The organism is Streptococcus sp. HMSC071D03 (genome assembly GCF_001812125.1).
Lineage (GTDB): Bacteria > Bacillota > Bacilli > Lactobacillales > Streptococcaceae > Streptococcus > Streptococcus pseudopneumoniae_N.
Genome location: NZ_KV807747.1, coordinates 1 through 256 on the forward strand (window position 1 = coordinate 1; position 256 = coordinate 256).

Annotated in this window: 1 pseudogene; it reads left to right on the forward strand. The window is 40.2% G+C overall.

Annotation, left to right across the window (positions count from 1 at the left end):
* Nucleotides 1–256 (forward strand): annotated as a pseudogene (locus HMPREF2837_RS05040) (hypothetical protein); the annotation flags it as partial.

The following is a 256-nucleotide window of genomic DNA, read 5'->3' on the forward strand; positions in this document are numbered from 1 at the left end:
AGTCTTGAAATACCTTTTGTTGGAATCATTGATCAGTTGCTGGAAAATTTTGGTACGAGTGTTGGGAAGAAAAAGAAAGGTTTTCTTCATTTTCTAGCAAAACATAAAGAAAAGAAGTCTACACAAGGTATACCAGAACCCCTTCCTCAACCCGAATTCCAATCAGCACCAGATCCTGAACCGGAAGATCTAACGGTAAAGAAAGAGGCGAATATGGCTCGTCAAAGAATTGCTGAGCTAGTTTCTCAGAAGCCTC